We start from the raw sequence: 21952 nt of genomic DNA, 5'->3' as shown, positions 1-21952 counted from the left end.
ATGCTACCGACCCCGTTCCAGCCGCTCGGCCCGGTCGTTGAGGTAGCGCTGTTCGGGGACGCCGGCGGTCAGCCGCGCCGCGCGGCGGTAGTTCTCGAGCGCGTCGTCGATGGCGCCGGTCAGTTCGAGCAGATGGGCGCGCACCGCGTAGGTCCGATGGTGGCGCGCCATCACCGGATCGTCGAGCAGTGGCGTGACCATGGCCAGCCCGGCCGCGGGCCCGTCCGCCATCCCGACCGCGACCGCGCGGTTGAGGGTGACGATCGGGCCGGGCGCGATCCGGTCGAGCATGTCGTAGAGCACGCGGATCTGCGCCCAGTCGGTCGCGCCCCACGTCGTGGCTTCGGCGTGCACCGCCGCGATCGCCGCCTGCACCTGGAATCGGCCGACATGGCCTCGGGGCAGCACCCGTTCGAGGATCGCGACACCCTCCTCGATCGCCTGCCGATCCCAGCGGGTCCGGTCCTGCTCGGCCAGCGGGACCAGGTCACCGCCGCGCATCCGGGTCGCCGAGCGGGCGTGGGTGAGCAGCATCAGCGCCAGCGCGCCCGCGATCTCGTCGTGGTCGGGGATCGCCGCGGCCAACGCCCGGGTCAGCCGGATCGCCTCCTCGGACAGGTCTCGATCCACCAGCGCGCCACCGGCCGAGCGGGTGTGGCCCGCCACGAACAGCAGGTGGCAGACATCGAGCACGGCCGCGATCCGGGCCGGGAGCGCGTCGGCATCCGGCAGCGCGAAGCGGGCGCCCGCCGCCCGCAGGGTGGCGCGAGCCCTGGTGAGCCGCTGGGTCATGGTGCGCTCCGGCACGAGGTAGGCGGCGGCGATCTGCGCGGTGCTCAGCCCGCCGACCGCGTGCAGGGTGAGCGCGACCTGTGAGGAGCGGCTCAGGCTCGGGTGACAGCACAGCAGGAACAGGCGCAGGGTGTCGTCGCCGTCGTCGGGCACGACCTGATCGGCGGGTGGGGCGAGACCACTGTCGGCGGGCCGCGCCACCGCGACGGCCGCCTCGCGCCCCGACCGCGCCTGATCGGCCCTGACCCGATCGATCAGCCGCCGCGCGGCCACGGTGATGAGCCAGCCCCGGGGATTGGCGGGCAGTCCGTCGGTGCCCCACTGCGCGGTCGCCGCCTCGGCGGCCTCCTGGGCGGCGTCCTCGCAGTCGCCGAGATCGCCGTGCCTGCGCAGCAGGGCGGCCAGGACGTAGGGCGCCTCCCGGCGCCAGACGTCCTCGACCACCCGCTGATTCACTGGTCGTCGCCGCCCGGCCACATCGTCGGCCGCAGTTCCACGGTCTCACCCGGCCCGGCGAACCGGGCGACGATCTGTTCGGCCCGCTCCTGGCTCTCCACATCGATCAGGAAGAACCCGGCCAGGTGTTCCTTGGCTTCGGAGTAGGGTCCGTCGCTGACCAAGGGCTTGCCGTCGGCCCAGCGATACAGCCGCGAGGTCTCCGGCGCCGCCAGCGCCTCCCCGGTGACCAGCTCGCCGCGCTCGTGCAGCTCGCCGAGCAACTGCTCGAACTCCGCGTTGCCCCGGTCCCGCTCCGCCTGCGACAGCGCCTGGTATTCGGGCAGGTAGTCGCTGGTGGGATGGCCCCACGGCTGCGGGTTGGAATGGATCAGGATCACGTACTTCATCTCGGCTCCTCACGATCGTCGATGCGCCCGTCTCGGCCCATCCTCACCCGGAACGTCGGAGCCGATCGGGTGTTGTCGACATCGCGGGTCAGCCGAGGGCGAGAGTGAAGAACTGGCTGTGCGGATCGAGGACGTAGTCGGCGAACGGCCCGCACTCGGTGAAACCGTGCCGCAGGTAGAGGCGGCGCGCGGGGGCGAAGAACTCGTGGGAGCCGGTCTCCAGGCTCAGTCGCGCATAGCCGCGCCGCCGTGCCTCCGCGACGATGCCGGCCAGCACGCCCGCGGCGACGCCACGGCCGGTGAACCCGTCGGCGGTGCGCATGGATTTGATCTCGCCGTGGGCGGGGTCGAGTTCCTTGAGCGCACCGCACCCGGCCAGCTCGTCGCCCACCCAGGCACTCCACACCGTGACAGCGGGATCGCGCAGGGCGGCCAGATCGAGGGCGTGCATGCTGTCGGCGGGGGAGTTGGCGGCCATCTCGGTGTGGTGGCCGGTCAGCAGGTCGCGGATGGGGGCGCCGGAGAGATCGTCGACCGTCACGCGCAATGCCTGCGCCGAGGCCACGGAGTGTGCGTCGGACATCGGTCCATGATCCGTCATCACCGGTGCGCGCGTTCGCGTGGGGGCAAACGCCCCCGCGGGCACCGTGGTCGATGCGAGCATGGGGAGCGCGGGTCTCGACTCGAAGGTGGTGGGGTGTGGCCGAATTCGTTGAGCACTATGCACTCGTGCGGTGGCCGGTGGTCGCCGCGTTCGTGCTGGCGACGATCATCGTCGCGCGGCGGTTGACCGGCCGGGTGGCACCCACCCACCGGGTCGACGCGGCGGCCGACAGCGCCCACCTGCTCATGTGCCTGATGATGCTGGCGATGCTGGTGTTCCCCGCCGCGACCCATCCGCTGGCCGTGCGCGGCGTGCTCACCGCACTCACCGTCGCCTTCGCGATCCTGCTGGTCGAGCGTGTTCTCGACCGGGGGGCCGCGGCGGGGCCGGACGGCGTGCTCGCACTCGGCTACCACACGCTGGCGGCCGCGGCGATGCTGTACGCGATGGCCGGTCACGGTGGCGAGCACGAGAGCGGTCCGGGCTGGCCCGCGGCGGCGCTGGCCGCGCTGTTCGCGCTCGACGCCCTGCTCGCGCTCGGTACCGTCGGTCACGGCCCGCGCCCGCACCGGTTCGTCCACCCCGTCGGCGCCCATCCACTGACCTCGGCGCTGATCCCCCATGTGGTGATGGATATCGGTACCGCCTTCATGCTGATCGCCGCGATCGGGTAGTGAATACCGATCCACAACCGCTCGCGCTGCGAATTGCCGTTGTGTGGACAGGAATTCGACGATGAACCGGCAGCGTAGTCCCGACCCGGCGGCCGGTGGCGTCGAGCGGTCCGTCCCCGACCTCCCGTCCGAGCCCGACGACCGCGACGCGCTGCGCACGCTCTTCCGGGCCACCGGGGCCGCGGCCTTCGGTCTCGCGCTGCGGATACTGCACCGCCGGGGCGCGGCCGAAGACGTTGTCCGCGAGGGATATCGGCGGTTGCGCACGACACCGTGGACGGTCGATCCCGAGCCGCCGGCGCCGCCGGGCGACCCCGCGGCGGACTCCGGTCCCGATCTCGGGACACCCTGGGGCCGTTCGGCATTCGTCGGCGGTCAGCGTCGCGACACCGGTTTCGGCCGCGGCGCGGTCTACGATCGCGACGGCTCCCGGGTCGGCGGCGTCCGCCCGCCCGCGTCCGAGCCGGAGCTGCTGGCCCCCTATGTGGGTCGCGGCGAACCGGAGTTCAGCGCCGAGCAGACCTGGCTGCTGGCCCAGGTCCATCGGCTCGCCGTGCAACGGCTGCGGCTGGACCGCCACGACCGCGACGACATCCCCTGGCTCGCCGCCTCGGCCCGGCTCGGTTTCGCCGACCCGCTCGACAGTCACTGCGAGGTGTTCGTGCTCGCCTACTACGGTGGGCGCACCTACCGGGCGATCGGCCGCGAACTGGGCCTGCGGGTGCCCGCTGTCACCCGGCTGCTCGCCGAGAGCGTGGAGCGGCTGGCCGAGCAGCGGACCCTGCCCGTGGGCCCCGCGCGATCCTGGAGCCCCCCGGGCTCACTGCTCGCCTTGGCCGACGCCTACGCCCTCGACGCGGTCGCCGAACTCGAACACCACCACATCGAGAACAAGCTGGCCACCGTGAGCCCGGCCGGCCTGGCACAGTTCGCCGACCGGGTCCGGGGTGTGCACGACGTGCTCGCCCGCCTGGCGGTCGAGGACCAGCGCACGCCGCCCCGGCACCTGGAAGCCAGGATCCTGGCCGACCTGACCAGCCCCGACACCTCCCGACGGGGGCACTGGACCGCCCGGCCACCCTGGCTGCGCCGCTTCGGCGGCCCGCCGGGCCACTGAGCTCAGAGCACCACCACGTGGTCCTCGGCGACCCGCCCGCCCAGGCGCACCCAGCCGTCGGAATCCCATTCGGTGTAGAGCTGAGACCCCTGTCCCTGGGTCACCACCAGGCCGCGGCGCAACTGCGCGGTGAGCGCGACCGCGGCCGCACCGGTCGCCTCGTCCTCGGCGATCCCCATGGCGGGGGCGAACATTCGCGAGCGCAGGGCGCCGCGCGGTTCGTCGGTCCAGGCCCAGAAGTAGTGCTGGCCGGTGGTGATGTCCTCGGGCCGCAGCAGCGCGAGCTCCTCCGCCGAGGCCAGCTCGTGGAAGGTGAAGTCCGGCGCCCACTCGGCGCGGGCGGTGATCCAGGTCAGGCCGTCGGTCTGGGTGACGGCGACCGGACCGGCGGGCACCTGCAGGGTGTGGACCGGCGTCCGCTGCACGGCCAGCCACCACGCGGTGCCCACGCTCGGATGCCCGGCGAACGGCAGTTCCACGGTGGGCGTGTAGATCCGGACGTCGGCGACCCCGTCCACGGGATCCTGTACGACGGTGGTCTCGCTGAAGCCCAGCCGGGCGGCCAGCTCCTGCTTGTCGAGCGCGACGACATCGCCGGCCCGGGCGATGCCGAGCGCGTTGCCGAGCTGCCCGGCGGGATCGGTGAACACTCGGACGACCTCGACCTGGATGTCCGGGGCATCGGGCACATCATGTGCGTTCATGATCGCGAGCCTACCGGCCGGTACGCGGGCGTGACGGGATCGCGCGGGCCCGGTCGTGTCCTCGGGAAACGATCGCGGCCCCCGACCGGAATCCGGTCGGGGGCCGCGGTGGGGTCACCTCAGACGGTGGCCGAGGCCAGGGCCTCGGTGGACTGCACCGCCTGGCCGACACCGGCGACGATGGCCGCCGCGCGCAGCGACTCGAAGATCACCTCGCGCGACGCACCGGCCTCGCGCAGCGTCTTCTCGTGCGCTTCCAGGCAGTGCGCGCAGCCGTTGATCGAGGAGACCGCGAACGACCACAGCTCGAAATCGGCCTTGTCGACGCCCGGGTTGCCGATGATGTTCATCCGCAGACCGGCGCGCAGGTCGTCGTAGCGACCCTCCAGGAACGCCTTGCCGCGGTAGAACACGTTGTTCATGCCCATGATCGACGCGGCACCCAGCGCGGCCTCGTAGGCCTCCGCGGAGAGCACGTCGGCGGCTTCCTCGGCGATCTCGCGCAGCGTGGTCGCCGAGCGGGTCGCGGCGGCCGAGGCGAGCAGGGTGCCCCACAGCTGCTGCTCGCTGAGCACCGTGGTGCGCGCGATCGAGGACAGATTGAGCTTGAGGTCCTTGGCGTACTCGGGGAGGGAGTTCTTCAGGTTCTCGATGCTCATGACAGTGGGGCTCCTCTGGGGTATTCGGTGGGAAAGGTGGATCAGACGCTGGCCGAGAGCAGTTCGCCCGCGTTGATGGTCGGATCGCCCTTCTTCCAGTTGCAGGCGCACAGCTCGTCGGACTGCAGGGCGTCGAGCACGCGCAGCACCTCGTCGACGTTGCGGCCGACCGAACCGGCGGTCACCGAGACGAACTGCACCTCGTTGTTCGGGTCGACGATGAAGGTGGCGCGGTCGGCGACACCGTCGGCGTTGAGAACGCCGGTGGCGGTGGCCAGTTCACGCTTGAGGTCCGACAGGATCGGGAAGGGGAGGGTCTTGAGATCCTCGTGCTGGGCGCGCCACTGGAAGTGCACGAACTCGTTGTCCACCGAGGCGCCGAGGACCTGCGCGTCACGGTCGGCGAACTCCTCGTTCAGCTTGCCGAACGCGGCGATCTCGGTGGGGCACACGAAGGTGAAGTCCTTGGGCCAGAAGAACACGATGCGCCACTTGCCCGCGTGGTCGTCGCTGGTGATCTGGGTGAAGTAGTCGTCCGGCTGCTGCGCGTCGACCTTCGACAGGTCACCTCCGATGACGGCCTTGAGGTTGTATGCCGGGAACTGGTCGCCGATGGTCAGCAGAGCCATGCTCATCTCCTCATTCGTGGTGTGGTCGCGCTCGTCGTGTGAGCCCGTAGGGATCTTGCCGAAAGCGTACTGAAAGGTAAAGCCGATTGCTCGTCGTACACTGATAGGCGTGACTGATCAGACTTATCAGCCAACCCTGTCGCAGCTGCGTGCGTTCGTCGCCGTCGCCGAATACCGGCATTTCGGTACCGCCGCAGCGCGTTTGACTGTGAGCCAACCCACGTTATCGCAGGCGTTGGCATCATTGGAAAACGGACTCGGGCTGCAGCTGATCGAGCGCAGTACCCGCCGCGTACTGGTCACCGCGGCCGGGATGCGGCTGCTGCCGCAGGCGATGGCGACCCTCGAGGCCGCCGACCGCTTCGTCGCCTCGGCGACCGGTGACGGGCTCGGCGGCGTCCTTCGCCTGGGCATCATCCCGACCGTGGCGCCCTACGTGCTGCCGGGGCTGCTGCCCGAGCTGCGCCGCAAACTGCCCACGCTGGTGCCGCAGGTGGTGGAGGACCAGACCGCCCGGCTGCTCGACGGACTGCGCACCGGCGTCCTCGACGTCGCGTTGCTCGCGCTGCCCACCGAGGCGCCCGGTCTGGTCGAGATCCCGCTGTACTCCGAGGAATTCGTGCTCGTCACCCCGCGCGGGCACGAACTGGCCGGGCGCACCGATCTGGCCGCGCCGGTGCTGGCCGACATGCCCCTGCTGCTGCTGGACGAGGGGCACTGCCTGCGCGACCAGACCCTCGAACTGTGCCGCACCGCCGAGGTGCACCCCGGTGCGGTCGGCGACACCCGCGCCGCCTCGCTCACGACCGTGGTGCAGTGCGTCGCGGGCGGTCTCGGGGTGACCCTCATCCCGCAGATGGCGGTGGCCGCCGAGACCGCTCGCGCCACGCTCGACACCGCGCGCTTCGCCGATCCCGCGCCGGGCCGCACGATCGGGCTGGCATATCGGGGGTCATCCGCGCGAGCCGAGGATTACGAATACCTCGCAGCGGTGATCAGATCGAAGCGGCCCTTTTAGATCTCATCTGTTCGTACGACGATATTCCGGGCCGTCGGTGCTGTCCTTTATAGGGTGACGATTCCGTCATGGAGTCGGCACGACAAATGTGGGAGACAGTCTAAGGAATGGCCATGTACAAGATTCGTTCAACCATCGCGGTGCTCGCCTGTGCACCGATGATCGCCCTAGGTGCCGGTGTAGCCGGCGCAGCGCCCGCGGCGGACCCCGTCCCCGTCGCACCGGTGCCGGTCCAGGTCGAGCCTGTTGTGTTGTCACCGTTCATCACGATCCCCGGTGCCTTCCTCGCATGCGGCATCGTCTTGATCACGGTCCCCATCTTGTTCCCGGTCTGCGTGGTCTGACACGCAGATGCCGAAAACAGGAAGCACTCGAGGCACTCCCGCACATCAGCGCGGGAGTGTCCCTATGACACGGGGTCGGTGGTGGACTCTCGCCGCCGCACTGCTGCTGATCTGGGGTACCGCCGGGACCGCGCAGGGAGCTGCCCCGGTGACCCTCGGTGGCGGCTCGGGCATCGTCCTCGACGACGGCTCCACCTGCACACTCACGACCATCGGCCGAGATGGTTCCGGTCGGCTGGTCGGCTTCACCGCCGCGCACTGCGCTGCGGCCGGTGCGGGCATGGGTGTGGCCGCGGAGGCCGATCCCGAGGCGGGCAACGTCGGCACGATCGCGCTGGTGGGCAGCGACCTGGACTACGCGGTCATCGCCTTCGACGAGGGCGCGGTGATCCCGGTGAACCACGTCGGCTCGACCACGATCACCGACGTCGGAGTGCCCGCGCAGTTCCCGGCCGTCGCGTGCAAGGAGGGACGAACCACCGGGCAGACCTGTGGCCTGGTCTACGGGGACGTCTTCGGTGGCGCCTCGTGGACGTTGACCCAGATCTGCGTGATCGTCGGCGATTCGGGCGCGCCCGTCGTCGTCGGTTCGACGCTCGTCGCGATCGTCAACGGATATATCGGGCTGCCGTGTATCGGTCCCCAGGTCGGCGCGAATTTCTCGCTGATTCTCGCCGACGTCGACGCGCAGGGTGGAATCGGCGCGGGATACCATCCGATTTGATGCGCGAATAGTTACTGCGCGGAAATGGCAGTGGTCAACAACAGCCGGACCAATTCGGCCTGACGGTGTGTTTTCGTCTTGGCGAAAATATGCTGCAGGTGGGTGCGGGCGGTGAATACCGAGACCGAGAGCTGGTCGGCGACGGCGGGCAAGCCGTCGCCGCGCAGCACCCCCATGGCCACCAGGGTCTCGGCATCGGTCAGGCCGTACAGATCGTGCAGCGCCGTCGGCTCCGGTTCGGGGTCGTGGTCCGGATCGGCGACCAGGAGCAGCACCGCGCGGTCCCACAGTCCGTCGCCGGCGATACCGTCGAGCGGGGAGACCCGCAGGATCAGCGGCTTGCGGCCGGAGTTGCGCGCGACCGCGACGTTGCCGCTGCTGTAGTCCGGTCCCGCGGCCTGGTCGATGAGTGAGCGCAGCCGGAGCTGGGTGGTCGACGAACCGGCCCGCAGGCAGCCGAAGGTGTCCACCGACAACCCGTCCGACTGCCGGGTGATCCGCTCGGCCATCGAGTTGGCGAAGACCACCGCCGCGTCGGTGGTGACGATCATGATCCCGTAGTGCGCCTGCTCCAGGGTCGCGAGCGCCAAGGCCCGGTCCCGCGACAGCGCGACCAGCCGGGACTGCGTTCGCAGGGCCCCGCGCAGGTGTGGCACCAGCACCCGCAGCAGCGCCAGGCTCGCGGGGTGTCCGGTGATCGACTGGTGATCGGGCATCGTCAGGCAGATCCACGACGACGGGCGATCGTCGCTGAGCCGGGCCAGGAGGCTGTTGGACAGGCCGTTGGCGTTCACCTGATCGGCGAGGGCGCTGTCGTGCCCCGGCACGGCGAACAGATCGTCGCTGGTGGCGGTGCTGCCGACCGGAAGCTGTTGCACCCGCTCGGCGATGTGCTCGAGCCGGGTCGACAGATCCGGCGGGCAACCGGCCCCCGAGGTCTTGATCGCGAAGCGGGCGGCGGCCGGATCGGCGATGACGAGAAATCCGTGGACCGCGCCGAAGGTGTCGGTGATCTCCCCGATGACCGAGTCCCATCGGTCCGGGTCGTTGCCTGCGGCGTAGATCGCGGCGATCAAGTTCGAAAAACGTTGTAGCGCTATCGACATGATGGCCTTTCCTCGACCACGGGTCGTCGGCGCGCTGCCGTCGTGCGGCGAGCGCCGCCCGGGAGGTCCCAACCTTCGAATCGTAGTCGATCTTCGCGCGGGGCGAAATGCCCTCCGCTGCCGTCCGGGTGCGCCCGCAGGCCCCTCACCTGCTATCTTGAACGTCGTTCAATTCCGTGGTGAAGGATGTCAGCCGTGCCCGATGTCGAGAAATCCCCTAAGCCCGCGGTCGGTTTCGCCGCGCGGGACCTGGCGCAGATCGCGGTGTTCGCGGCGCTGATCGCCGCCCTGGGGCTTCCGGGCGCGATCACCGTCGGGTTCAGCGGTGTCCCGATCACTCTGCAGACCCTCGGGGTGATCCTGACCGGCGCGATCCTCGGCGCGCGCAAGGGCACCGCCGCGGTCGCGGTCTTCATCGCGTTGACCCTGATCGGCCTGCCGCTGCTCTCCGGCGGCCGCACCGGCCTGACCGCGCTGGCCTCGCCGACCGCGGGCTATCTGATCGGCTGGATTCCCGCCACGCTGGTGATCGGCGCGCTGACCGCGCTGATCCTGCCGAAATATCCGATCGTGCCCGGCCTGCTGATCAACGCGCTCGGCGGCATCGTGGTCATCTACCTGTTCGGCACCGCGGGTCTGCTGATCCGCACCGATCTCGGGGTGTGGGCCGCGGTGTCGACCAACTTCGCGTTCGTGCCCGGTGACCTGGCCAAGGTCGTCATCGCCACGGTCGTGGCCAAGGGCGTGCACCGGGCCTACCCCGGACTGATCCGTGGCTGAGCGCGTGGCCGGGCGGCGCGCGTGAGCGAGATCGTCCTCGACGCGGTGGGGCACCGGTTCGGTGAGCGGACCGTGCTGCGCGAGATCGACCTGCGAATCACCGAACGGCGGGTCGGTCTCATCGGCGCCAACGGCTCGGGGAAGTCGACGCTCGCCCGGATGCTCAACGGCCTGCTGACGCCGACGTCGGGCACCGTCACCGTCGACGGGATCGACGCCGCCCGCAAGGGTGCGCAGGTGCGGCGCAAGGTCGGCTTCGTGTTCACCGATCCCGACACCCAGATCGTCATGCCGACCGTCGCCGAGGATCTGGCGTTCTCGCTGCGGCGCAGTGGTCTGGGCAAGCCCGAGATCGCGGCCAGGGTGGCGCGGATGCTCGACCGGTTCGGCCTGTCCGCGCACGCCGACCATCCGGCGCATCTGCTCTCGGGCGGGCAGAAGCAGTTGCTCGCGATCGGCTCCGCGTTGATCCGCGAACCCGAGGTGATCATCGCCGACGAGCCGACCACCCTGCTGGATCTGCGCAACGCCCGCCGGGTGTCGGCGGCGCTGGCCGCCCTCGACCAGCAGGTGATCGTGGTGACCCACCAGCTCGCCCTGCTCGACGGCTTCGATCGAGTCGTGGTGCTGGACAACGGGTCCGTCGCCTACGACGGCCCGCCCGCGGAGGCGGTCGACGCCTACCGGCGGCTCGTCGCATGATCGGCCTCTACAGCCCGGGCGATTCCCCGCTGCACCGGCTGCCCGCGGGGGTGAAGCTGGCGTTGCTGGTCGCCGCGATCGTCGCGATGACGGTGTTCGTGCGCGGTCCGCTCGGTGTCGGCGGTCTCGTGCTCGTGATCGTCTGCCTGTTCGCGCTCGCGCGGATCTCCTGGCGGGTGGCGCTGGCCCAGCTGCGCCCGGTGCTGTGGATGACCCTGATCATCGGCGCGTTCCAGCTGCTGACCACCTCGCCCACCCGGGCGGTCGTCGTCTGCGGGGTGCTCCTCGCTTCGGTCGCCCTCGCGGCCCTGGTCACCGTGACGACCCGGGTGACCGACATGCTGGACGCCCTCACCCGCGCCCTCGGCCCGCTGCGCCGGGTCGGGGTCGATCCAGAGCGGGTGGGGCTGCTGCTCGCGCTGGCCATCCGCTGTGTCCCCCTCCTGGCGCAGATCGTGCACGACGTCGCCGAGGCGCGCCGGGCCCGCGGGGTGTCCTGGTCGGCGACCGCCCTGGTCACGCCCGTGCTCGTGCGGGCATTGCGGACCGCCGACGCGATGGGGGAGGCGCTGGCGGCCCGCGGCGTCGACGACGACTGAGTGGTCACCCTTGCCATTAGTAGACGACCGGTCGTATAGTTACTCGCATGGCACGACCCCGGCGTAGCGACGACACGCGAGCACTCCTGATCGAGGAGGGCGCGGTCGGTCTGCTGTTCAACGGCTACCACGGCACCGGCATCAAGCAGGTGCTCGACAAGGTCGGCGTACCGAAGGGGTCGTTCTACAACTACTTCGACAGCAAGGAGAGCTTCGCGCACGCGGTGATCGAACATCACTCGCTCTGTGTGCAGCGCAACCTGGCCGAGGCGTTCACCGGTGCGCCCGACGCGCTCACCGGTCTGCGTCGCTTCTTCGCCACGCTCACCGCGGATTTCGTGGCCCGCGACTTCACCGGCGGCTGCCTGATCGTCAACCTCGGCGGCGAACTCGAGGGCAGCGAGACGCTGCGCACCGCCCTGTCGGCGGCCTGGGCTGCCTGGCGTGATGGTGTGGCGGGCGCGCTGCGCACCGCGCAGGCGGAGGGGACGGTGCGCGCCGACCTCGACGCCGTCGACCTCGCCGATCTGCTCCTCGAATCCTGGGAGGGTGCGGTCATCCGGATGAAGATCGATCGCACCGTCGAGCCGCTGGACAAGTGTCTGCGGCGCCTGCTCGACGACTACTTCCGGCCGTAACCACGTCACTATCCGACCGATTGGTCTCAATTTCCGGTCGCCTATTCAGAGACGACCGGTCGTCTTACATCTGAGAGGAACAGCCGATGCCGACTCCGAAAACGGTCGTCGTGACCGGGGCATCCAGTGGAATCGGGCGCGATGTCGCTCGCGCCTTCGTCGCCCGTGGTGACGCGGTGGTGCTGGGCGGGCGCGACGCCGACAAGCTCGCCGAGGTCGCCGCGGAACTGGCCGCGCCCGATCGGGTGGCCACCGTGGCAGGCGACATCGGTTCGCCCGCAACGGGTTCGGCCTACGTGCGGGCCGCCCTGGACCGATTCGGCCGGGTCGACGCGCTGATCAACAGCGCGGGCGTCTTCGGGGCGACCCCGTTCGTGGACGTCACCGAGGCCGAGCTCGACCGCTACCTCGGCGGCAACCTCAAGGGCACCTACTTCACCACCCAGGCCGTGGTGCGCCAGCTGCTCGCCCAGGGCGACGGCGGCAGCATCGTCAATATCGGCACCGTGCTCATCGATCACGCGATGACCGGGCTGCCCGCCTCGGCCGCGCTGATCAGCAAGGGCGGTGTCCACGCCCTGACCACCAGCCTGGCCGCCGAGCTGGCGCCGGCGCGGATCCGGGTGAACGCGGTCGCGCCCGGCATCATCCGCACCCCGCTGTTCGGTGACGGCGACGAGCGCGCCGCCGCGAGCGCGGCCCTGCTCGGCCGGATCGGTGAGGTCGCCGACACCACCGCGGCCGTGCTGTACCTGACCGATGCCGAGTTCGTCACCGGCCACATCCTCCCCGTCGACGGCGGGTTCATTTCGGGTAGAGCGGCGTAGAAAGGAAACCAACCATGCCGTACGTGAATATCAAGGTCACCGATGAAGGGGTCACCCCGGAGCAGAAGGGGCAGTTGATCAAGGGCGTCACCGATCTGCTGTTCGAGGTGCTCGGCAAGTCGCCCGACAGCACCTATGTGGTGATCGACGAAGTGGCGCTCACGGATTGGGGTGTCGGCGGGGTCAACGTCGCGGAGTATCGCGCGCGACGCGCGGCCCGCGACTGAGTGCGCGGCGGTGCGCCGGGCGTGGGTTCTCCCGCGCCCGGCGCACCGCTGTGTCAGGCCGGGCCGTCGAACGGTACCGAGGCGTCGAGGGCGAACCAGCCCATCGGGATTCGCTTCGAGCCGCTCACGAAGTAGCTCGGCCCTAGCCACAGATCCGGTTCGACCTCGCGCAGTTCGTCGTAGATCCGCCGGGCGGGCCTGCGCGAACCGACCCGCGGATCGTCGTAGTCGAACAGCACCGCCGGACGCCCGTCGAGCACGGAAGCACCCACAGTCGCCACGAAATTCAGGGCCCGCATCCCGCCCAGCAGGCGGAAGACGTTGTGTCCCACCGCCATCTCGCCGTCCACGTGACGAAACGACTTCGCCACCCAGAAATACGACGGCCGCGCCATCACCGGCCCGAGCACGCGTTCGGCGGACCCGGGGAACGATCGCATGGTCACATCACCGTCCAGCCGGGCGAAATCGCTCGCCGTCACCTCGGGCGCCGAGTCGAACATCGCGCGGAACCCGGTGCGGCCGGCCCGCGACAGCGCGTCCAGGCGGGGGCGGTGGTCCGACGGCACACGGACCGGCATCAGACCGGCGGCGGACAACGGTGTCGGTGTCATGAGCGGACTCGATTCTGTCGGAGCATGCCTTCGCATAGTGCCAACATTCGGTGCCTCGCGGCACCGGAATCGAGAGCCCGCCGATGATCGGCCGGCGCCACGACGAAGGCGGTGCCCCGGCAATCCGGGGCACCGCCTTCGTCGTCTGTCGCGAGCGAGCTCAGGCGCGCAGCGCGTAGGGCTCGATCGCGCCGCGCTCGAGAGCGCGCGCGTCGATGGTCTCGGCGCGGTAGGGGAGCAGGGCCAGGCGGTCGGTCATGCCGCGGACCGGGTCCTCGATCTTCTCGTTCAGGCCGAACAGGAAGGTCCACTCGTGCTCGTCGCTGCCGTAGGGGACCACGGTGGCGAACTGCTCGTGGAACCGACCCCACGACCGCTTGAGGGTCTCGTTGCGCCACATGGTCGCGCAGCCGGCCTGGGCCGACAGCACGCCGCCGGGCGCCAGCAGTGCCTTACATCGGGACAGGAACTCCGACTCGTAGAGGCGATTGTGCTGGGCGTCCTCGACCCGCTCGTCGGGCAGATCGATGACGATCACGTCGTAACGGGTGCCCGCCTCCTGCGCGTTGGCCAGGAAGTCCCAGCCGTCGGCGTAGTGCACGTGCACCGGGCCCTCACCGGCGACCGCGGCCGCCAGTTCCTCGGGGGTGTAGCCGTAGGGCAGGTGCCGGGCGCACAGCTCGACCTCGCGCTGGTCGATGTCGACGTGATCGACCAGGGTCGCCCCCGCCGCCACCGACATCTGCGAGGCCACGCCCTCACCGGAACCGATGATCAGCACCCGGTCCAGCTTCTCGGCCAGCACGAACGCCGGGACCATCATGGCCTCGTGGTAGGTGACCTGGGAGAACTCGGTGGACTGGCGGTCGTCGTCGGAGAACAGGGAGATGCCCTGATCGGTGCGCGCGATCACCATGTGCTGGAACGGGGTGTTCGTGTCCACGATCACCTCGTGCAGATCCCAGATCCGGGTCAGGCCGTCGCCCACCGGTTCGTAGATCTTCTCGGCCCCGTGGCCGCGCTGGACGACCTTCATCCGAACATCCTTGGGAGACAACTTGTCTCGCAGGAGTTCTACCGCCTTCGTAGCGCCCGCGCCGATGCTGCCGCAGGTGAAGACGTCGACGAAGATGTCGCCGGACTCCGGATAGGTGTGAATCGAGGCGTGGGACTCCGACAACAGGGCGAGGACGGTCACCCCCTGCGGATCGAACTTTTTGTGAACGACATCGCAGATGGTGACGCCCGCCGCGATCAGAGACTCACGCAACGCCGATTCGAGTCGTTCGAGATCGTCACACAGGTCTGTGTCGACACCACCGAACTCGGCCAGCACGTGCCAGCCGGTGAATTCCGCCGTCATGGGCAAACTCACTCTCGCTCAGCGCCCGAGACATGAACGGTCAAGGGCGGAAAACCATTGAAGGACACCGACGAATAACTCGCGGTATAGGCGCCGGTGTCGAGGATCTGGATCTGATCACCGGCTCGCAACGTGGTCGGCAGAAGGACCTTCGTGCGTTGATACAGTACATCGTCGCCGTCGCAGGTCGGACCCGCGACCACCGCCTCGTCGACCGGATCGCCGTCGCGATCGGTGACGAACCGGTAGGCGATGTACTCGTTCTCCGTCTCGGCCATACCGTTGTATCGGCCGATGTCGAGATACACCCAGCGCCGGCCATCCGGCGCGAATCGCACGCCGACGACCTCGGCGTGAATGGTGCCCGCGTTGCCCACCAGCGCGCGGCCGGGTTCGACGACCAGGCCGGTGGACTCGGGCAGGTACTGCGCGGCGGCCGCGGTCATGGCGGCCGCGATCGCGTCGAGCTCGGGGGCCGCGTCGGCGTAGGAGATCGGCAGACCGCCGCCCACGTTGACCGCGGCGACGTGAATGTCCTTGTCCGCCAACGCGGTCACGATCTCACCGGCCTGGCGGATACCGATCCGCCAGGCGGCCGGATCGAGTTGCTGGGAGCCGACGTGGAAGTACGGGCCACCCACCGCCAAGCCCAGATCGCGGGCGCGCACCAGCAGCCGCAGCGCCTCGCTGGGCGCGCAGCCGAACTTGGTGCCGAAGGGGGTGCGCGACTCCGGCGCCGAGGACAGGAACCGGCACTCGACCTCCGCACCGGGCGCGTGCTCGGCGATGCGCAGCAGGTCGTCCTCGGTGTCGAAGGCGTAGCGGCGCACACCCAGGGCGAAGGCGCGCGCGATGTGGGCGCTCTTCTTGATGGGATTGCCGTAGCAGAGCTTGGCCGCGTCGATCCCCAGGCGCAGTGCCTGCTCGATCTCGCCGATGCTGGCGACATCGAACTCGGCGCCCTCGACGTCGAGCAGCGTCAGCAACTCGTCGACCGGTGCCGCTTTCACCGCGTACCTGATCCGGGTGCCCCGGCTGCGCCGCGCCGACACGGCGGCGGCGAGAGCTCGGTAATTGGCACGTACCCGCTCGGGGTAGATGACAAGGTACGGGGATTCGGGCATAGTTGAACTTTCGGTCGGCGGCCGGGAGAGAGTATCAGCGGCGCCTACCCAACAACGAATCCGTCAAACATTCGTCATTTTCGACGATAGGGAACGGGTATCAGTCAGCCCGCCGACACCGTGACCTCGTCGAACACCACCTCGCCCGCGGCGTCGGACTCCTCCAGATCGACGATGCCCGTCAGTGCCCAGCCGTGGTCGCCCGCAGGGTCGTCGAGGACCTGGCGCACATGCCAGAAGCCGGGCCGCTGCTCCACCTGGAACAGCTGCGGGCCGCGGGCATCGGGGCCGGTGCCGATCGTGGCGTACTCGTCGAAGTAGGGGGCGAAATCCTCGGCCCAGTCCGGGCCCGGGCTCAGCTCGTCGAGGTCGTACCAGCGCTGTCGCGAGGCGAGCTCGACCCGGCGGAACATGGCGTTGCGCACCATCACCCGGAAGGCGCGCTCGTTGGCCGAGATCGGGCGCACCGACTCCGCGCCGAAGGCGAGTTGCTCGGCGTCGTTCTCCGCGCCCGGATTGGTGAGCTGCTCCCATTCGTCGAGCAGGCTCGAATCCACCTGGCGGATCAGCTCGCCCAGCCACTCGACGAGATCGTCGAGCTCCTCGGTGCGGGCCGCGTCGGGCACCGTGCGGCGCAACGCGCGGTAGGCATCGGCGAGGTAGCGCAGCACCACACCCTCGGAGCGGGCGAGCTCGTAGAACGAGATCAGCTCGGCGAAGGTCATCGCGCGCTCGATCATGTCGCGCACCACCGACTTCGGTGACGGCGCGAACTCCGAGACCCACGGATGCCCGGCCCGGTAGGTCTCGAAGGCGGGCTCGATCAGCTCGGCCAGCGGCTTGGGCCAGGTGACCTCTTCCAGGAGCTCCATGCGCTCCTCGTATTCGATGCCGTCGGCCTTCATCTCGGCCACGGCGGCCCCGCGCGCCTTGTGCTGCTGGGCCATCAGCAGCTGCCGGGGGTCCTCCAGGGTCGCCTCGATCAGCGAGACGACATCGAGGGTGTAGGTGGGGCTGTCGCGATCGAGCAGCTCGAAGGCCGCCAGCGCGAACGGCGAGAGCGGCTGATCGAGAGCGAAGTCACGCTGGAGGTCGACGGTGAGCCGGGCCATCCGACCCTGCGCGTCGGGCTCGGAGAGTTGTTGCACCACACCGGCATCGCGCAGCGCCCGGTAGAGCCGGATGGCACGCAGGATGTGTTTGCGCTGGGCCGGGCGCGGCTCGTGGTTGTCCTCGAGCAGGTGGCGCATGGCGTCGAAGCAGTTGCCTGGCCGGGCGATCACGTTGAGCAGCAGCGCGTTGGTCACCGCGAAACGCGACACCATCGGCTCGGGCTGCGCGGCAACGAGCCGGTCGAAGGTCTCCTCGCTCCAGGACACGAAACCCTCGGGCGGCTTGCGGCGCTGCACCTTTCGCTGCTTCTTCGGATCGTCGCCCGCCTTGGCGATCAGGCGCGCGTTCTCCACCTCGTGCTCGGGCGCCTGCACGACGACGGTGCCCATGGTGTCGAATCCGGCGCGGCCGGCGCGGCCGGCGATCTGATGGAACTCGCGGGCCTTGAGCCTGCGGGTCCGCACCCCGTCGAACTTGGTGAGCCCGGTCAGCAGCACCGTGCGGATCGGCACGTTGATGCCGACGCCGAGGGTGTCGGTGCCGCACACCACCTTCAGCAGGCCGTCCTGGGCGAGCTTCTCCACCAGCCTGCGGTACTTGGGCAACATGCCGGCGTGGTGGACGCCGATACCGTGGCGGATCAGCCGCGAGAGGGTCTTGCCGAAGCCGGCGGCGAAGCGGAATTCGCCGATGGCGGCGGCGATCGCGTCCTTCTCGGCGCGGGTGGCGAAGTTCACGCTGGTCAGCGCCTGGGCGCGTTCCAGCGCGGCGGCCTGGGTGAAGTGCACGACATACACCGGCGCCTGATGGGTGGTCACCAGCTCTTCGAGCGTCTCGGTGACGGGGGTGCGCACATACGAGAACGTCAGGGGGACAGGGCGTTCGGTGCCCGCGACCACCGCGGTCGAGCGGCCGGTGCGGCGCTCGAGATCCTCGGCGAAGAAGTCGACCTCGCCCAGCGTCGCCGACATCAGCAGGAACTGCGCGCGCGGCAGCTCGATGATCGGCACCTGCCAGGCCCAGCCGCGATCGGGATCGGCGTAGAAGTGGAACTCGTCCATCACCACCTGGCCGACCTCGGCGGCCGCGCCCTCGCGCAGTGCCAGGTTCGCCAGGATCTCCGCCGTCGCGCAGATGATCGGGGCGTCGGCGTTGACCGCGGCGTCGCCGGTGACCATGCCGACGTTCGCCGCGCCGAACACCTCGCACAGCGCGAAGAACTTCTCGCTGACCAGCGCCTTGATCGGCGCGGTGTAGTAGCTGCGCTGCCCGTTGGCCATCGCGAACAGGTGCGCGCCGACCGCGACCAGGGACTTGCCCGATCCGGTCGGCGTCGCCAGGATCACGTTGGATCCCGAGGCCAGCTCCATGAGCGCCTCGTCCTGCGCCGGATACAGGGGCGTGCCCTGCTCGGCGGCCCACGCCGCGAACGACTCGTAGAGCGCGTCGGCGTCGGTCCCGGGGATTTCGAGCAGGTCGGTCAGATCCACTCCGACCACCCTAGTGGGCGAGGCGGGCGTCGCCGTGCCCAGACCTGCGCACGGCCCGGCGGTTCAGTCCTCGCTGTCGCGGGAGGTGTCGCCGTAACCGCCCTGTTCGGCGAGGAAGCGCTCGAACTCGGCGCCGAGTTCCTCGCCGCTGGGCAGTTCACCGTCGCCCGCCAGCAGGCTGGACTGGCTCTCCTGGGCGGTGACGAAACTGTCGTACTGGCGTTCCAGCGCCGTCACGACCGTCTCGACCTCCTCGTTGCCGGCGATGTGCTCGGCGACCTGCTCGCGCACCCGCGCGGCGGCCTCGCCCAGCGCGGTGAGCGGCAGTTCGAGGCCTGCGCTGTCGGCGACGTTCTCCAGCAGGGTCTGGGCGGCCTCGGGATAGTCGGTCTGGGCCAGATAGTGCGGCACGTGCACGGAGAACCCGAGCGATTCGTGTCCGTGCTGGGCCATCCGGAATTCGAGCAGCGAGGACGCGCTGCCGGGCACCTGCAGCTCACCGGGCCAGCGCTGGTGATCGCCGATCAGCGAACGGTCCGAGGAGTGCGCGGTGACGCCGAGCGGACGGGTGTGCGGGATCGCCATCGGGATCGCCGACAGGCCGATCGTGCGGCGCACGCCGAGCTGTTCGGCCAGCAGCCGCACCGCGGTGGTGAACTTCTCCCAGCGCAGATCCGGTTCCAGGCCGGCCAGCAGCAGGAACGGGGTGCCGGCGGTGTCGCGCAGCGCCCACAGGTTCAGCTCGGGTTCGGCGTACTCGGCGAAATGATCGGTCTTGAACGTCATCAGCGGACGGCGCGAGCGGTAGTCGAGCAGCTCGTCGACGTCGAAGGAAGCGACGAGTTCGGATTCCAGGCTCTCGCGCAGGTGGGTGGTCGCCAGGCGCACGGCGTGACCGGCGTCGGTGAAACCTTCCAGGCCGTGCACCAGCACGGGACCGGCGCCGTCGTCCGACGACAGCTGCGGTGCCGGGAACTCCAGCTCGTACATGTGCGACTGATCATCCATCGCGTACTCCTTCCTGCGCGGTCCACCAACGCTCGCGGCGGGGGAGGCGTTTCTCCATTGTCCCCCACGCGAGCAGACGCATCGCACACGGCCGGAGGACGGCTCGTCCTGCTACACAACAGCCACCGCTGCCTCGACATTCCCGTGCGGCGTGGCGATGACGCCCCGACCGGCCCGGTGGGGCACAGTGGGAGGGGTGAACGTGGCGGAGACGACACCGGCCCATGGCGGCGATCGGGTCCGGCGCCCCGGGCAGCGGCGCCGGACCCTCGCCTGCTCGGTGGTGCTCGCCGGGCTGGCGCTGACCGGGTGCGGACAGAGCATCGACGGCACGCCGGTCGCCCAGAGCGCGATGGCGGTGCGGCACATCGACGGCGCGCTCGCCGATCTGCTGCCCACCGCCCAGCAGTTCCCGGCCCGCTACCCGGCCGTCGTCCTGCCCCCGCAGGCCGCGGCCGCTGCGGCGGGCGATCTGGACGGGGTGGGGGCGGGCGCCACCGTCCGCCCGGCGAAGTGCACGCCGCCGGACCCCGAGCCCGGCGCCGAACCGGCCGCGGTCGCGGTCGGCAACGACGACGCGAGCCGGGCCACGCTCACCGTCGAACTCTCGCGCACCACCGAGGCGCCAGCGCGCCTGCGAGACCGCCTCGCCGGGTGCGAGCAGATCCGGGTCAGCCGGGCGGGCGCGGAATCGACCGTCACGACCGTGCTCGACACCACGAGCCCGACGGGCGCCGACGACGCGGTGTCGTTGCGGCGCACTGTCGTTCCCGACGTCGGCGGGGCCGGGCTGACCCAGACCATGCAGACCACGATCGGGCAGATCGGCGACGTGCGGATCACGGTGACGTCGATGACCTTCGGCGCGGGCCTGCCCGACCAGCAGGCCGTCGCGGAGATGTTCGCGACCGCCGTGCGCCGGATCCGCGGGGCCTGACCCGCGGCCCTAGCACGCGGGGGTGACAGGTTCGGTCCGGGCGCGACGCCGGGACCGGGATCGCTCCCCAGCCGCGGGGCCGTCAACAGGGCAGCACAACGCCCAGGTCGGGCGCCCGGTGCCGTCGGGGGCCACGGGCACGGTGGAGCCATGACATCGTCGACGAACTCCACCCGCCGGGCCACTCGCTCCGGACCCTTTCCCCGGGCACTCACCTGCGCCGAATCCACCCCCGGCTACCCCGCCGGACCACCGCAGCCGTCGCTGCGGGTGGACGATCCCGGCGAGCTCATCGCCGCCCTGCCCGCGATGCTCGGCTTCGTCCCCGAACGCTCGCTGGTCGTCGCCGTCCTGCACGAGGCGGCCCCGGGCGGGTCCACGGCGATCGAGGCGGTGGTGCGATTCGATCTGGACGCGCTCGCCGATCCGCACCGGATCGGCCAGTTCACCGCCTGCGTCGGATCGATCTGCCTGCGTGAGCATGCCGGCGGGGTGCTGGCGGTGTTCGTCGACGAGGCCGGGGGCGGGGTGATGCAGGCGCTTCGGGCCGCGTCGCTGCTCGAGGCACTCGGTGACGAGGGGATCGCCGTGTGCGGGGCCTGGTCGGTGCCCTCGATCGTGGCCGGGGCGCGCTTCCGCGACCTGTTCCATCGCGGCGCGGGCGGGGTCGTCGGTGATCCGGCGTCGTCGATGGTGGCGCTGTCCCACGTGCTCGACGGCAGACAGATCCGCCGCTCGCGCGGTGAACTCACCGCCCTGGTGCGGCCCGACCGACGACTGTGCGCCGAGGTGCGGCGCCGGCTCGGACCGGCCGTCGCGCGCTATCGCGGTGGCCTGTCCGCGGCGACACGGGCCGGGCACACGGTGGCCTATCAGCGCAGGGCGCTGGAATGGGTCCTGTGGCAGATCGCCGACGCCGCCTCCGGCGCGCCGCGTGCCGATCGCGAACTCGCGCAGCTGGCGGCCACGCTGCGCGACCGGCCGATCCGGGACGCGATGTACGGGCTGGCGCTGGGCGATCACGCCGAGGCCGCCGAACAGCTGTGGGCTCAACTCGCCCGGGCCACGCCCGGCGCCGACCGCGCCGAGGCCGCGGCACTGCTGGGCTTCAGCGCCTACCTGCGCGGGGACGGGCCGTTCGCCGGCGTCGCCCTCGCCGCGGCGGTGGAGGCCGATGCCACCCACCCGATGGCCGTGCTGCTGGAGACCTCGCTGCAGAGCGGGCTGCGGCCGGAACGGCTGCGCAAACTCGCGCAGTGCGGTCACCAGATCGCGGCTGATCTGGGGGTCGACATCGGCCCGCTCCACCGGTGA

The 21952-nt window shown here is 70.3% G+C and carries 25 protein-coding genes; 13 read left to right on the top strand and 12 right to left on the bottom strand.

What is annotated here, in order from left to right:
* Nucleotides 1-3: 3 nt before the first annotated feature.
* From Q7X29_RS24480 to Q7X29_RS24470, 3 genes are all read right to left on the bottom strand, one after another.
* The gene (locus Q7X29_RS24480) at nucleotides 4-1248 is read right to left on the bottom strand and encodes an RNA polymerase sigma factor (RefSeq protein ID WP_316575490.1); all 1245 of its coding nucleotides are present in this window, start codon (nucleotides 1246-1248) and stop codon (nucleotides 4-6) included.
* Entirely contained in the window at nucleotides 1245-1637 is a 393-nt protein-coding gene (locus Q7X29_RS24475; protein WP_218716488.1) for a YciI family protein, read from the bottom strand. Before Q7X29_RS24475 ends, Q7X29_RS24480 begins: the two co-directional genes overlap by 4 nt.
* Nucleotides 1638-1725: 88 nt before the next feature.
* Entirely contained in the window at nucleotides 1726-2220 is a 495-nt protein-coding gene (locus Q7X29_RS24470) for a GNAT family N-acetyltransferase (protein ID WP_218716489.1), read from the bottom strand.
* A 116-nt stretch (nucleotides 2221-2336) separates the two neighbouring features.
* On the opposite strand from Q7X29_RS24470, the gene Q7X29_RS24465 reads away from it, so the two are divergent.
* Together Q7X29_RS24465 and Q7X29_RS24460 are read left to right on the top strand one after the other, a co-directional pair.
* Nucleotides 2337-2915: a DUF5134 domain-containing protein gene (locus Q7X29_RS24465; RefSeq protein WP_316575489.1), complete on the top strand. Its 579-nt coding sequence runs from the start codon at nucleotides 2337-2339 to the stop codon at nucleotides 2913-2915.
* A gap of 61 nt (nucleotides 2916-2976) precedes the next feature.
* Complete coding sequence (locus Q7X29_RS24460; protein WP_218716491.1) at nucleotides 2977-4032, top strand: RNA polymerase sigma factor; 1056 nt, start codon at nucleotides 2977-2979, stop codon at nucleotides 4030-4032.
* Nucleotides 4033-4034: 2 nt separating this feature from the next.
* On the opposite strand, the gene Q7X29_RS24455 is transcribed toward Q7X29_RS24460, so the two are convergent.
* The 3 genes from Q7X29_RS24455 to Q7X29_RS24445 all read right to left on the bottom strand — a co-directional run bounded on the left by Q7X29_RS24455 (nucleotide 4035) and on the right by Q7X29_RS24445 (nucleotide 6024).
* Nucleotides 4035-4736, bottom strand: coding sequence for a PhzF family phenazine biosynthesis protein (locus Q7X29_RS24455; RefSeq protein WP_218716492.1), 702 nt, complete (start codon nucleotides 4734-4736; stop codon nucleotides 4035-4037).
* 119 nt (nucleotides 4737-4855) lie between these two features.
* A complete protein-coding gene (locus Q7X29_RS24450; protein WP_218716493.1) occupies nucleotides 4856-5395 on the bottom strand; it encodes a carboxymuconolactone decarboxylase family protein in 540 nt (179 codons plus the stop codon).
* Nucleotides 5396-5436: 41 nt separating this feature from the next.
* On the bottom strand, nucleotides 5437-6024 hold the full coding sequence (locus Q7X29_RS24445) for a peroxiredoxin (RefSeq protein WP_218716494.1): 588 nt from the start codon (nucleotides 6022-6024) through the stop codon (nucleotides 5437-5439).
* A 109-nt stretch (nucleotides 6025-6133) separates the two neighbouring features.
* Between Q7X29_RS24445 and Q7X29_RS24440 the strand changes: the two genes are divergently transcribed.
* The 3 genes from Q7X29_RS24440 (at nucleotide 6134) to Q7X29_RS24430 (ending at nucleotide 8110) form a co-directional block, all read left to right on the top strand.
* Nucleotides 6134-7042, top strand: coding sequence for a hydrogen peroxide-inducible genes activator (locus tag Q7X29_RS24440; RefSeq protein ID WP_218716495.1), 909 nt, complete (start codon nucleotides 6134-6136; stop codon nucleotides 7040-7042).
* 107 nt (nucleotides 7043-7149) lie between these two features.
* Complete coding sequence (locus tag Q7X29_RS24435; protein ID WP_218716496.1) at nucleotides 7150-7386, top strand: hypothetical protein; 237 nt, start codon at nucleotides 7150-7152, stop codon at nucleotides 7384-7386.
* Nucleotides 7387-7450: 64 nt separating this feature from the next.
* Complete coding sequence (locus tag Q7X29_RS24430) at nucleotides 7451-8110, top strand: S1 family peptidase (RefSeq protein WP_218716497.1); 660 nt, start codon at nucleotides 7451-7453, stop codon at nucleotides 8108-8110.
* A gap of 11 nt (nucleotides 8111-8121) precedes the next feature.
* Here the strand turns inward: Q7X29_RS24430 and Q7X29_RS24425 are convergent, their stop codons facing one another.
* Nucleotides 8122-9216, bottom strand: coding sequence for a helix-turn-helix domain-containing protein (locus tag Q7X29_RS24425; protein WP_218716498.1), 1095 nt, complete (start codon nucleotides 9214-9216; stop codon nucleotides 8122-8124).
* Between the two features lie 186 nt (nucleotides 9217-9402).
* Here Q7X29_RS24425 and Q7X29_RS24420 point away from each other — a divergent pair, with 186 nt between their 5' ends.
* The 6 genes from Q7X29_RS24420 (at nucleotide 9403) to Q7X29_RS24395 (ending at nucleotide 12989) form a co-directional block, all read left to right on the top strand.
* Complete coding sequence (locus Q7X29_RS24420; protein WP_218716499.1) at nucleotides 9403-9996, top strand: biotin transporter BioY; 594 nt, start codon at nucleotides 9403-9405, stop codon at nucleotides 9994-9996.
* Nucleotides 9997-10017: 21 nt separating this feature from the next.
* The gene (locus Q7X29_RS24415; RefSeq protein WP_218716500.1) at nucleotides 10018-10698 is read left to right on the top strand and encodes an energy-coupling factor ABC transporter ATP-binding protein; all 681 of its coding nucleotides are present in this window, start codon (nucleotides 10018-10020) and stop codon (nucleotides 10696-10698) included.
* Nucleotides 10695-11297 (top strand): energy-coupling factor transporter transmembrane component T family protein, encoded by a 603-nt coding sequence (locus Q7X29_RS24410; RefSeq protein WP_218716501.1) that lies wholly within the window; start codon nucleotides 10695-10697, stop codon nucleotides 11295-11297. Before Q7X29_RS24415 ends, Q7X29_RS24410 begins: the two co-directional genes overlap by 4 nt.
* A 47-nt stretch (nucleotides 11298-11344) precedes the next feature.
* Nucleotides 11345-11935: a TetR/AcrR family transcriptional regulator gene (locus Q7X29_RS24405; RefSeq protein WP_316575488.1), complete on the top strand. Its 591-nt coding sequence runs from the start codon at nucleotides 11345-11347 to the stop codon at nucleotides 11933-11935.
* Nucleotides 11936-12021: 86 nt separating this feature from the next.
* Nucleotides 12022-12762, top strand: coding sequence for an SDR family NAD(P)-dependent oxidoreductase (locus Q7X29_RS24400; protein ID WP_316575487.1), 741 nt, complete (start codon nucleotides 12022-12024; stop codon nucleotides 12760-12762).
* Nucleotides 12763-12776: 14 nt separating this feature from the next.
* Nucleotides 12777-12989, top strand: a complete 213-nt coding sequence (locus tag Q7X29_RS24395) for a tautomerase family protein (protein WP_218716504.1) — start codon at nucleotides 12777-12779, stop codon at nucleotides 12987-12989.
* A 53-nt stretch (nucleotides 12990-13042) separates the two neighbouring features.
* On the opposite strand, the gene Q7X29_RS24390 is transcribed toward Q7X29_RS24395, so the two are convergent.
* From Q7X29_RS24390 to Q7X29_RS24370, 5 genes are all read right to left on the bottom strand, one after another.
* Nucleotides 13043-13603, bottom strand: coding sequence for a hypothetical protein (locus tag Q7X29_RS24390; RefSeq protein WP_316575486.1), 561 nt, complete (start codon nucleotides 13601-13603; stop codon nucleotides 13043-13045).
* Between the two features lie 160 nt (nucleotides 13604-13763).
* Nucleotides 13764-14966, bottom strand: a complete 1203-nt coding sequence (gene speD, locus Q7X29_RS24385) for an adenosylmethionine decarboxylase (protein ID WP_218716506.1) — start codon at nucleotides 14964-14966, stop codon at nucleotides 13764-13766.
* An 8-nt stretch (nucleotides 14967-14974) separates the two neighbouring features.
* Nucleotides 14975-16090 (bottom strand): type III PLP-dependent enzyme, encoded by a 1116-nt coding sequence (locus Q7X29_RS24380; RefSeq protein WP_218716507.1) that lies wholly within the window; start codon nucleotides 16088-16090, stop codon nucleotides 14975-14977.
* Nucleotides 16091-16194: 104 nt separating this feature from the next.
* Nucleotides 16195-18693, bottom strand: coding sequence for a DEAD/DEAH box helicase (locus Q7X29_RS24375; protein ID WP_316575485.1), 2499 nt, complete (start codon nucleotides 18691-18693; stop codon nucleotides 16195-16197).
* Between the two features lie 63 nt (nucleotides 18694-18756).
* Complete coding sequence (locus Q7X29_RS24370; RefSeq protein WP_218716509.1) at nucleotides 18757-19701, bottom strand: PAC2 family protein; 945 nt, start codon at nucleotides 19699-19701, stop codon at nucleotides 18757-18759.
* 196 nt (nucleotides 19702-19897) lie between these two features.
* Here Q7X29_RS24370 and Q7X29_RS24365 point away from each other — a divergent pair, with 196 nt between their 5' ends.
* Together Q7X29_RS24365 and Q7X29_RS24360 are read left to right on the top strand one after the other, a co-directional pair.
* A complete protein-coding gene (locus Q7X29_RS24365) occupies nucleotides 19898-20638 on the top strand; it encodes a sensor domain-containing protein (protein WP_316575484.1) in 741 nt (246 codons plus the stop codon).
* Nucleotides 20639-20788: 150 nt separating this feature from the next.
* The gene (locus Q7X29_RS24360) at nucleotides 20789-21952 is read left to right on the top strand and encodes a DUF4192 domain-containing protein (RefSeq protein ID WP_316575483.1); all 1164 of its coding nucleotides are present in this window, start codon (nucleotides 20789-20791) and stop codon (nucleotides 21950-21952) included.

Source organism: Nocardia canadensis (assembly GCF_032656385.1).
Classification (GTDB): domain Bacteria; phylum Actinomycetota; class Actinomycetes; order Mycobacteriales; family Mycobacteriaceae; genus Nocardia; species Nocardia canadensis.
Note: the sequence above shows the minus strand (reverse complement) of the source record. Positions and strands in the feature narration are given on the sequence as shown.